The organism is Glaciimonas sp. GNP009, from assembly GCF_054343755.1.
The window spans coordinates 308,463-318,427 of the sequence record NZ_JBTGUV010000004.1; the positions used below are offsets into that span (position 1 = coordinate 308,463).

General features: G+C 47.1%; 16 protein-coding genes. All 16 read right to left on the minus strand.

What is annotated here, in order from left to right; all coding sequences use genetic code 11:
- Positions 1-64 precede the first annotated feature (64 nt).
- Complete coding sequence (locus ACXX82_RS02440) at positions 65-277, minus strand: hypothetical protein (RefSeq protein WP_322239700.1); 213 nt, start codon at positions 275-277, stop codon at positions 65-67.
- A gap of 30 nt (positions 278-307) precedes the next feature.
- Positions 308-517 carry a hypothetical protein gene (locus ACXX82_RS02445; protein ID WP_323507721.1) on the minus strand — a complete coding sequence of 70 codons (210 nt, stop codon included), beginning with the start codon at positions 515-517 and terminating at the stop codon, positions 308-310.
- A gap of 270 nt (positions 518-787) precedes the next feature.
- Positions 788-1,141, minus strand: coding sequence for a hypothetical protein (locus tag ACXX82_RS02450; protein ID WP_458562329.1), 354 nt, complete (start codon positions 1,139-1,141; stop codon positions 788-790).
- A gap of 70 nt (positions 1,142-1,211) precedes the next feature.
- Positions 1,212-1,541: a type II toxin-antitoxin system RelE/ParE family toxin gene (locus ACXX82_RS02455; protein ID WP_458562330.1), complete on the minus strand. Its 330-nt coding sequence runs from the start codon at positions 1,539-1,541 to the stop codon at positions 1,212-1,214.
- Positions 1,541-1,810, minus strand: a complete 270-nt coding sequence (locus tag ACXX82_RS02460) for a type II toxin-antitoxin system Phd/YefM family antitoxin (RefSeq protein WP_322239708.1) — start codon at positions 1,808-1,810, stop codon at positions 1,541-1,543. The genes ACXX82_RS02455 and ACXX82_RS02460 overlap by 1 nt, the downstream gene beginning before the upstream one ends.
- 164 nt (positions 1,811-1,974) lie before the next feature.
- Complete coding sequence (locus ACXX82_RS02465) at positions 1,975-2,358, minus strand: LPD7 domain-containing protein (protein ID WP_322239710.1); 384 nt, start codon at positions 2,356-2,358, stop codon at positions 1,975-1,977.
- Positions 2,315-3,082 (minus strand): hemagglutinin repeat-containing protein, encoded by a 768-nt coding sequence (locus ACXX82_RS02470; RefSeq protein ID WP_458562331.1) that lies wholly within the window; start codon positions 3,080-3,082, stop codon positions 2,315-2,317. Before ACXX82_RS02470 ends, ACXX82_RS02465 begins: the two co-directional genes overlap by 44 nt.
- A gap of 285 nt (positions 3,083-3,367) precedes the next feature.
- A complete protein-coding gene (locus ACXX82_RS02475; RefSeq protein ID WP_458562332.1) occupies positions 3,368-3,631 on the minus strand; it encodes a hypothetical protein in 264 nt (87 codons plus the stop codon).
- A 213-nt stretch (positions 3,632-3,844) separates the two neighbouring features.
- Positions 3,845-4,405 carry a hypothetical protein gene (locus tag ACXX82_RS02480; RefSeq protein ID WP_458562333.1) on the minus strand — a complete coding sequence of 187 codons (561 nt, stop codon included), beginning with the start codon at positions 4,403-4,405 and terminating at the stop codon, positions 3,845-3,847.
- A gap of 46 nt (positions 4,406-4,451) precedes the next feature.
- Positions 4,452-4,703, minus strand: coding sequence for a hypothetical protein (locus ACXX82_RS02485; RefSeq protein ID WP_458562334.1), 252 nt, complete (start codon positions 4,701-4,703; stop codon positions 4,452-4,454).
- Entirely contained in the window at positions 4,690-5,064 is a 375-nt protein-coding gene (locus tag ACXX82_RS02490; protein ID WP_458562335.1) for a hypothetical protein, read from the minus strand. Before ACXX82_RS02490 ends, ACXX82_RS02485 begins: the two co-directional genes overlap by 14 nt.
- A gap of 231 nt (positions 5,065-5,295) precedes the next feature.
- On the minus strand, positions 5,296-6,981 hold the full coding sequence (locus ACXX82_RS02495; protein ID WP_458563948.1) for a hemagglutinin repeat-containing protein: 1,686 nt from the start codon (positions 6,979-6,981) through the stop codon (positions 5,296-5,298).
- Between the two features lie 26 nt (positions 6,982-7,007).
- Positions 7,008-7,259 (minus strand): hypothetical protein, encoded by a 252-nt coding sequence (locus tag ACXX82_RS02500; RefSeq protein ID WP_458562336.1) that lies wholly within the window; start codon positions 7,257-7,259, stop codon positions 7,008-7,010.
- Positions 7,256-8,125, minus strand: coding sequence for a hypothetical protein (locus tag ACXX82_RS02505; protein WP_458562337.1), 870 nt, complete (start codon positions 8,123-8,125; stop codon positions 7,256-7,258). Before ACXX82_RS02505 ends, ACXX82_RS02500 begins: the two co-directional genes overlap by 4 nt.
- Before the next feature lie 94 nt (positions 8,126-8,219).
- Complete coding sequence (locus tag ACXX82_RS02510) at positions 8,220-8,528, minus strand: hypothetical protein (protein WP_458562338.1); 309 nt, start codon at positions 8,526-8,528, stop codon at positions 8,220-8,222.
- Between the two features lie 14 nt (positions 8,529-8,542).
- Positions 8,543-9,748, minus strand: coding sequence for a VENN motif pre-toxin domain-containing protein (locus tag ACXX82_RS02515; protein WP_458562339.1), 1,206 nt, complete (start codon positions 9,746-9,748; stop codon positions 8,543-8,545).
- Positions 9,749-9,965 lie beyond the last annotated feature (217 nt).

Sequence of the window (9,965 nt, forward strand, 5' to 3'; positions counted from 1 at the left end):
AAAGTCTAGAGTAGCGTTCTTTTTTGTTAAACTGTTTCCTTCTTATATTAGTTAGGTGAATTACTTAACCAATGCCCTGAGCAACCATCGCGAGCAGATTGAATCTTCGCTGAAATTCAAGATTTTTGGATGGGCGCTTGCTGATGACGTCAGCAATTTCTTTATCGTAACCACTGTTGATATAGGCTAAGTTTTTCTGAACGTTCGTCGCATAGAACAGAAACTGTCCCTTACCGATAGACAGGCTTGGATTGGTCGCGACATATTCGGATTGCAAAATATGTAAGAACGCTTCTGCCTGTGCTGATTAAGGCACGTCGTAGCCGAGATTATAATCAGCCAGATTTTGCGCAGTATTTGCCAGCATGGATAACGCACCTTGTATTTGCTCTGGTGTTGGATGGTCTGTGTTGTACACTTCTTTCGCATAACGGCTGGCATTTTTTTTAATAAGTTCAACTTCTTTCGGATGCAACTGCCAATTATTAACATCAGGGCAGTCCGACGCAATATTCACCGCCAAACGCCGCCGACCTAGGCGGGGTGCGGCTATGGCCTATTTTTTAAAGCGCCTTAAATCCAGAACTCTCACATCATTTTTTACCGCAAAGCCAAATACAGCGCCAACCCCTAAAAATATAAATCCAGTTATAACAACAATATTTTTTCAAGAACTGTTTGCATTAAGGATGTATAACCATGGAAGCAAAAACACAAGCTGTCGTTGCATAGCTAATAAAAGTATAAATTTTTACTTCAAATTTTATCAAACTATCTTTTTTATGATTTAGCATGTTTTTGGTGGGTTGCATAAAGTAGGTGATTTAAATGGACTATCCATAATTGGCGTAACAATTGGTTGTAGCCATAAGCTACCAATCGAGAAACCTGTTTGCACCCAAGGATTTTGTGAAATCACATATGCGGGAATAAGAATCGAAGCGGAATCGTAAAGAGCTGTTCCTGAACTGGCTGGTTTTAACAAATAATTAGTCGTTTTAAATGCGCCAGCCAGTACGGCGAGTCCCAAATTTAAAGGGGAAGGTGTCCAAATAGACGCCGCACCTAATCCTGTCGCAGCCTTATCAGTAAAGTCCACCATATTGTCATGATGTTGCTCGGGCGTTGTATCTGGCGTCAATTCACCTACAGACTTTCAATTGATTAGAAAATACATTAATAGCTGCTTCTTAAATATTGTATTGGTCCGATTACGTAACCCTCAAAAGTCGTCGGGTAAGTAATGATTCCATATCTCTTCTAACATCGACAATGACATGCACATACATGGTGTCTTGCCTTACTTCGTAAATGACGCGATTCATTCCAGATAAGACTTGCCTGTACTGTGTGAGATTTAGCTTTTCAATTTCACCTGGAATGCAACCAGCCTGCGGAAAATTTTGCAGATTACGAATGGCGTCTTTTATTTTCGCGTAAGTAGTGCGCCAAGTGTCAGCGGAAAAATTCTTGATAATATAGGCTCTGAGTTCATTCATATCTTGCTCAGCCGAATCGAGTATGACGACTCTGAAGCCCATTAGTGATCAGCCTTATCCAGTTCAGCGAACACATCCTCAGCGTCACGAAATTTACCTTGCTCAATTTCACGATTACCGAGTGCCAGAATTTTTAGCAGCGCGAGCGTTTCTTCTTGTTCTTCAAAGCTCTTCACGTCCATAACAACCAGCTTGGCTTCACCATTTTGCGTAATGAGCATAGGCTCACGATTTTCGGTGATGTCTTTGATAATTTCAGCGGCGTGACTCTTGAGGTAGCTGATAGGCTTTACCTGAGTTGAGAATTTCATGATCAGACCTCTATTGCAAATGAATGAGGACCAATTTTAGTCCTAATTAAGACTCATGTACATAGCCGGAATTCGTATTTTTAAAATGAAATTAGTGGCATTTGCACCCGCGAAGAATGCAAATATGCAGGGACTGCCCGGACAGCTTGGACAGCTTGGACCGACTAAATCTTCAGCCTTGGAAGATGAACCTGCTCTGCACTACCCGTACCACTGCCGTCTGATCTTTCAACGAAATAACTTTTAATGACATTGCTATCATTGACAATCTTCATTGCTGGTTTGCAATCGCGGATGACTTCCAGATCGGCTTTGCTCGGTCTATAGCCCGTGATTTGTTCTGGACGGAATGCACCTGATAAAACTGCCTCCAGAAAAACTTGTGACTTGAATTCTTCGCTGCCAGTCAAGTGAAGTCGCTGCCATCCCTTCTCTACAGCCAATTTGATAGCGACCTTGATTTCGTCGTCCGTGCTACTCGCTATTTTTATTTGACAACCATAGTCATAAATTTTTCCGCCACCATTCAGGTTGATTTGAAAACACATGCCGATCTCGGTTACAATCTCGTCCACCCCATTGCAATGCTCCGCAAATATCTCCAACAAAATCGGAATGTAGGTTCTGGAAAAAATCGCTTCGCGGTATGTTCTGCCGTTCTTGAAATCGGTAACCGTTGGTGTGCCCTTTAGAAGCGGACGCCCCGATCTGAAAGCTGAGTCCGGTTTGCTGACCGTTGGAACCGAGCGTAGCGCCAAGTCCCACGTTGCTGCCACTGTTGGTCGATTGCACATCGGTGGTGTTGGTGGCGGCGATCAGGTGGATATTGCGGGCCGCGTCGAGGCTGATGTCGTGTGCTTGCAGTTTAGCGCCTTCCATGCGGATATCACCCTCGCGACTGGTAATGTTGATTGTGCTGGCTTGCGCTGTCGTGCCACGCGCTTGCGTTGCTCTGTTCTTGCTGTCCTGCTTGCTTTGACCTACACCCAGACTGACGCTGACGCCAAAACCCTCACCCTTCGCATCCGGATCAGGCGGTTTTTTGGCGAGTACATCTTGAGTCGCATGAATGCTGCCATTAGCGGCATCGACCAATCCCGGCAATGCTGCCGACAGTTTGTAGGCGTCATAACCGGCTTTGAGGGCAAGTGCACCTTTGAGGCGATGATTGCTGGTGGCGTCCGTGGTGGCGTCGCCGTTGCCGGTGATGCTAACCGTGTCGGGGCTGATAACGCTATTAGTATGTCTGGATTCATCCACTTTCTCCGACATACCAACGCCGCTGTTAAGATTGTTCAGAACATTATCTACTAGGTTTTTTGCTTGCCTTGCCCATGTCTTTCTATTCCGAAATCTCCAATAACATCTAGTTTCAACCAGATGCTGATGAGAGTCTTTTATTTTTAAAAACAACTGAATACTACGGATCATTTTTTTTACCGTCTTAAATCAAGGACGCGGGTGTCGTGTTGTATTCCTAAACCAAATACACCAGTGATCGCGGTCACACCCATGCCATCACCCGTACCAGCTATACCAATTACCTGGGAATATCTCTTAGTTTTTATTTTTATTCATGATTTTTCTCATCCTCTGCATAACTTTCTTTAGCTTTTTATATGAATTTTTGAATGGCATTATTTTTAACATATGAGCTTGTGCGGAGTATCCTGATATACAAGTGAAAATTCCACCTAGCAATAAACCAGCATAAGAAAGATATTTATTCTCTATATATTGAATAGATAGATAAATAATTCCCGCTCCCAAACAAAATAATAATGTCATAAACCGTCTTATATTTTTTTCAGTCATTTCCATTTCCATTTCCACTTCCACTTTCACTTCCAAATTTATTATTAATTGAGTCTCTCAGCGGTTGCAATTGTGGTTTGACATATTTTTCGATTGCCTCAATAACCACAGGCAACGGAATATGCAAACGATCAGCTACCTGTTTTGCCGCTTGATCGACCAATATTGAGTCGACGACTACTTGCCCCATATCTGGGCGAATTACTTGCTCTAAGAAACTTAAAACACCAGCGGCTGCTTCAAAGGTATAGCAATTTCTAAATTTCCCGCTGCTGTAGCAATGGCAGCTACACGAGAAAAATTATTACCTGTTTGAGAAAAGTAATCAGCATATTGAGTATTATTTTCATGCCGTTGCTTTGAAGTTAATGATGGCGCAATTCCAGCAGCACAATCGGCGGCAGCTGCGCCGCAATGTGCGGTAGGAATTGGCAGTATATTTCTCGTCACTGGCGCTGTGTATTCACTATTGCCAGCATACGTGATCAAACTCGGTACAACATTATTATTGGTATTGCCTACAATATAGGCACGTAATGCCGCATCGTCCGCTGCAATTTGTTGCGTAAAGATGGGCTCTCCCTCTGCGGTTGTTCCAACCCTCATCCATGTGCCGTCACCTAGATTTGTACCAATGATCGTATCTGGACTACCTGCTTCCATCTGACCATCTTTTGTCATCGACATACCCCGCATTTGCTCTTCAACTTGCTCGACCGTATATTTTCCATCGCTGTTCGCGGCCAGTCGCTTGGCAAGTGTTTTTTCATCAGGATGCAACTGCCGATTATTCGCGTCCGCGGAAGACAGCATGAATCAACACGTTTCAAGAGTGATCTTCTTTATTCGTGTAGCTTCTTTTTGCCTTTTTGTATTCGTTGTCGAAGGGCTTTAATCTTAAGGTGTTTGCTGCTTCAGAATAAGCCCCAATAGCTGCAATAGCTGTACTTATGATCACTCCCCAAAACATAATTTCTCCGGTCGCGAAGCAATAAAATAAAGCGGCCAGTATGAGGCCAGTGGCCCAAATTAACGCTCTGAGCCATGGAGAAAAATTCCCGTCTTTAATGAGTTTCATTTTTGTGTCCTATTGCATTATTTAATTTTTCTGCAACGTCATTTTCTGCTTTGCTAGATTTTATAACTTCTGCCACTTCGTTGATAGCGGGTCCAGCGAGAGGAAACCTTTTAGCGAAACCTATACTGAATATATCTGTGAAACTACTGGTAGCTAATTGACCAGCATTAGGCCTCAATAACTGTTCAAACGTCGACGCCCCAAATCCAATTAAAGTCGCCGTCCATGCCATGCTAATTTGCGTAGCTGCCCCTGCCTGTGATGCAAGATTCGGGTTGCCTGCTAAAAATGTTGCATACGCAGTAGCGGCCGCAGCGAACCGCCCTGACTGCGTAGCCGTATAACCCGCAACATCTGCCATCTGATCTCTAGTCGGCAACGGAGGATCTACCCTCACCACCGAACATTGCGCTCCGACACAATGTGCCTTTGCAAATGGATTAAATATCCCCGACGAATTGTTCATGTTAAACGCCATATTTTTTGTCGGAGACCACCCATAATTACCACCGGAATTTTGTGCAATGTATGTCATCAAATCTGGAGAAATATTGGAAGGAATCTGCTGTACTAATTGTTGCTTGCCATCTTTTCACACGACCGACCATTTCGCACCATCATCGTAGACCGTCCCCGTATCGCCATTCACATCGACAATTGCGCCTGCATCGACGCCTTCTCCCAACGCCTTGTTGTTTGCCGAACGCATGGCATCTTCAACTTGCTCGACAGTGTATTTTCCATCGCTGTTCGCGGCCAATTGCTTGGCAAGCGTTTTTTCATCAGGATGCAACTGCCGATTATTTACATCCGCAATCACCCCCACATTCGCCCCAATCCCCGCATCCCGCACACTTCCGCCAGCCAATGCCCCCGACGCCGCGCCGACCAAGGTTGCACCCAAGCTCATCATGTCATTAAAATCCTGTGTTCCCGGTTCATAACCCTGACTAATTAAATAATCACTCAATACCGGTACCATCGCTTCATGCATCATGCCAGCCGCAAGTCCAGCGGCTGCGCTGCCGCCGCCGATCCTGGCTTCGATCAAGCCGACGATGCCGTGCAGGGCGATCTTTTGTGGGGAACCGTCTGGCCATTTTCCTTGCGCCAGATCGCCGACCATGTTGGTCAGCACTGCGCCAACCAGACCCGCGATGCGCTGATTGTCTTGTGCTTGCTGTTGTTGTAGTTGCAGGTCCTGTGCTTGTTGTAGCGTGAGCGTATTGGATAGCGTTGCATTGGCGGTGGTCGCGTCGCGCTCGGTGAGTGTGTTTGCGGTGGCTTTGCTGTTGGCGTCCGTGGTGGCGTCGCCGCTGCCAGTGATGGTGACCGTGGCGGGGCTGATGACGCTGTTGGTGTTGCTGCGGTCATCGCCGCTTTTGGGCATGCCGATACCGCTGAGATTGCCCAGAACGTTGCCCATCACGTTGCTGGCGATGCTGCCGGTGGAGAGGCTGACACTGATACTTTCGGCGTCGGTGTGCTGGGTATTGACGAGATCGCGGCTGGTGAGGCTGGCGGTGCGCAGACTGTTTTTGTCGGCCTCGGCTTGACTGGTGATGGCTGCACCGGTGAGGTCGGTATTGCCTTTGACGTTGATGTCAAAGCCGCCTTTTCCAGCGGCGATGCCGCTTTGTCCGACTGCACTGCGATAGTTGTGGTCTACCGTTTGGCGTGCGTAACTGACACCGCCACTAGCCAGCACGCCGACGCAAATGGGTGGAATACATAGACTGAGACTGAAGCCGCCATTTTCTTGCTTGCTGTCAAAGTTGCTGATGTCCTGTTGCGTCAAGATGTTGAGATTGCCACCAATGTCGAGATTGACTTTGTTGCCCGCCAGTTGCGCACCGATCATATTCAGATCGCCGCCACTTTTGACGCGGAGGTGATTGGTGGCGCTGATCTGGGTATTGTCGTAGGTGGTCTCATGACCGTTAGTGTGCCCTTTGGCAGCAGACGCCCCGATCTGAAAGCTGAGTCCGGTTTGCTGACCGTTGGAACCGAGCGTAGCGCCAAGTCCCACGTTGCTGCCACTGTTGGTCGATTGCACATCGGTGGTGTTGGTGGCGGCGATCAGGTGGATATTGCGCGCCGCGTCGAGGCTGATGTCGTGTGCTTGCAGTTTAGCGCCTTCCATGCGGATATCACCCTCGCGACTGGTAATGTTGATTGTGCTGGCTTGCGCTGTCGTGCCACGCGCTTGCGTTGCCCTGCCTACAAATGCTTTCCAGCCCCACCTAAATCTAACGGGATTGGGAGTCGATTTTTTGATTTAATGAATAAAGAAGAGAAGTGAATTTAACGGCCGGAACTGCGCTTCTCGTAAAACCAGCTTAGGGATCCTGCAAAGAAACCAATGAATAAAATACCTAGCGACCAGCGTCCAATCCGATTCCAGGTAGGTAATTGGTAGGGGATGTCGTATAACAGCCAGCCCATAAATGGTCCGGCTAAGAACTCTCCAATCACCGCGATTAATCCCATTGTAATCAACCAGAAGAGTACGTAATAAACCCATCTTGATAATTCAAAGTATGTTTTTAATTTCATTTTTTGTTCTCTCCAGTTTTTTGTACAAGTCCTTCTAATACCTCTTGAATACCTCCTGAACCCGCGCCGCCCGCCCAAGAAGGAAGCGGAGTTTTCGGTGCCCATTTTGATACTCCCATCCCAACATCTTTCCAGTCCTGTCGATACCATGGATTAAGTACATTATTCAAACCGCCTTCAATTTTAGAACCAATCGGATAACCAATCGCTGTCCCAATGGCAGCGCCGGTCATGGACCCATTCGGATTCCGACCTTGCATCCCCGATCCCGCTAATGCGCCGCCTGTATTAATAAACATCGCCGGTAAAAAGCCCAGTCCGCTAGAAGCTGCACCCGTTATACCCGCCATAGCGAAACTCCAGCCATCAAACGAATCACCCATAATCCATTGAGCTACCCCATTAACGCCCATGCCAATCCCAGCACCCGTACCAGCCATGCCTAGGGCGGGAAGTCCAGTTCCTGTCACTAGCCCGAATCCGACCATCCCCAAACCAGCCAAAGCAGCCCCTATCGGATCTTTTCTAATATTGTCGGCCACCAGATCATTATAAGTCTGCCCTTTACCAAGTTGTCCTTGCCCGGCGTCGTAGCCAGCCTGATTTTCAGCAGTAAACTCGCTGTTGTAATCATGATTCGCATACTCGGGATCATTGACGTCACCGTCACAGTTCAGGTTCTGGCAACCGATGATGCTGCGTAGTTCATAGTCATGTTTGCCACCGGCAGCATTCGCAGTCTCCGCATCAGAATTGCTCAGTATTTCGGCTACGATCCGGCCTTCAGCTTCCTCCTCGCTAATCCCCAGTTTCTTGGCAACTAACTTCGCATTCTTCTTTGCTAAATTATATTCACCTTGATGCAACTGCCGGTTATTAACATCAGGACAGTCCGACGCAACAACATCTGGTTACGGCTAGATGATGGTGGGGATTTTTGTGTTTATAAAAAACTAAATACTACGAGCTATTTTTATCGTCTTCGCCTGGTTTTTTAGTGGTGTTCAGTGAACCGATAAAAGCTAAGAAGACAGCACCTACGCCTGCGCTCATTGGGACTAGTATGCCAACTGGAGTAAAGGTGTTTTCTAGCATTGCTTGAGTAGCGAACGCTAACCCCTTTGAATAAACCAGTGCCGTAAAAAATCCAATATGAATGCTCATCATTGCGACTAAAAAAATTACCCAATACTTAAATCGGCTTAACCATTGCGTAATCACCTGGCCAAATAAGCCACCAACTATTCCAGACCAGAATCCGTCAAACATATCACCTCCGATTATTATTTTTTGGATGAATTAACCGCACCTTGCGCAGCATCGCCTGCGACCTTCCCAAATACTCCGCTATTAAAGCGCGTGATAAATCCTGGCACTGTTGCCCAATTTTTTATAGTATTAGGTGTGCCAGCCCATTTGAACATTGCCGTACTATACATGCCAGTTAAGCCACCTATAGCCATTGCAGCGGTTAATCCCGGTATAGAGAAACGCTGATCGAAACTGATACCGAAATTTTGTATATTCTGATATTGATCATAACCTGCACCAACTCCTGCGCCAACCGTATAAATCGTCCCCGAAACAGCCATCCCCGTCCCCAAAGCAGCCCCCGCCGAATACGCCGCCGTAGCCGCCTTATAAGCGGCATAAACATCCATCACTGAGCCGCCCCCCACGCCAGCAGTTGCCACCCCGGCAGCGGTTGCAGCAGCGGCAAGCGTCGCTTTTCTTGCCAGTTCCTTAAAGGTTTGCTCGCGCTGCATTGCAGCAGCAATATCACTCTCTGATGGATTGTTGGTTCCTCCATAACCTGCATACATATCGGCATTCGCTTTCTGCTCAGGTGTGGTGTAGAACATAAATCCCGTTCCACTCTTGCCTTCTGATGGCAGTAAACCACGCCCTGCTTCTTGTAAAAAAGTATACGCACTTTTATCCCATGCGCCGGGAGAACCTGCCTGCACCTGACGATCTGCCTGTGCAGTTAATTCCTGCTGCGCCTGGTCAAACGATATACCTTTTTGGGCCGCATAACGTTCAGCATTCGTTTTGATCCACGTTTTCTCATCAGGATGCAACTGCCGATTATTTACGTCCGCATTCTTCCCCATCATCCCGCCCATGCCAGCGCTATCCATCCCGCCGCCTGCCAATCCTCCGGCAGCCGCACCGACCAGCGTGGCTCCCAGTCCCATCATGTCGTTGTAGGCCTGCAGTCCTTCCTTGCTGCTGATGTCGTAGCCGTTATTGAGCAGGTAGTCGCTAATGAGCGGTGACATCTTTTCAACGCTCATGCCTGCTGCGACGCCGCCAGCAGCGCTGCTGTCACCGATCTTTGCCTGGATCAGTCCGACGATGCCGTGCAGGGCGATCTTTTGTGGCGAACCGTCGGCCCACTTGTCTTGTGCCAGCTCACCGACCATGTTGGCAAGTGAGGCGCCGACCAGACCGGCGGTGCGCTGGTCTGGTTGTGATTCCCCTGTCAATAGCGGCAGTGCAGTTAAAAAAATTAGTTCTTAAAAAATAATATTAAATAGCATAAAACATAGAAGCTACAGAAAAATATTCTTCCAAGTGATTGACTATCGTTTTTGATATCGGGACCATTCCAGAGCCACATAGTTTTATTAAACAAGTACGCCCATATTTCTCTAATTGCCATTAATTGGAGTATTAAAATTCCAACAAAGTCAAATTGTTCCT

Bases quoted from the DNA above. Each gene is read 5' to 3' on its own strand.
- ACXX82_RS02455 (WP_458562330.1), bottom strand. From the start codon at position 1,541: ATGGGCTTCAGAGTCGTCATACTCGATTCGGCTGAGCAAGATATGAAT.
- ACXX82_RS02460 (WP_322239708.1), bottom strand. From the start codon at position 1,810: ATGAAATTCTCAACTCAGGTAAAGCCTATCAGCTACCTCAAGAGTCAC.
- ACXX82_RS02465 (WP_322239710.1), bottom strand. From the start codon at position 2,358: ATGTGTTTTCAAATCAACCTGAATGGTGGCGGAAAAATTTATGACTAT.
- ACXX82_RS02470 (WP_458562331.1), bottom strand. From the start codon at position 3,082: ATGTCGGAGAAAGTGGATGAATCCAGACATACTAATAGCGTTATCAGC.
- ACXX82_RS02475 (WP_458562332.1), bottom strand. From the start codon at position 3,631: ATGGAAATGACTGAAAAAAATATAAGACGGTTTATGACATTATTATTT.
- ACXX82_RS02485 (WP_458562334.1), bottom strand. From the start codon at position 4,703: ATGAAACTCATTAAAGACGGGAATTTTTCTCCATGGCTCAGAGCGTTA.
- ACXX82_RS02490 (WP_458562335.1), bottom strand. From the start codon at position 5,064: ATGGCAGATGTTGCGGGTTATACGGCTACGCAGTCAGGGCGGTTCGCT.
- ACXX82_RS02500 (WP_458562336.1), bottom strand. From the start codon at position 7,259: ATGAAATTAAAAACATACTTTGAATTATCAAGATGGGTTTATTACGTA.
- ACXX82_RS02510 (WP_458562338.1), bottom strand. From the start codon at position 8,528: ATGTTTGACGGATTCTGGTCTGGAATAGTTGGTGGCTTATTTGGCCAG.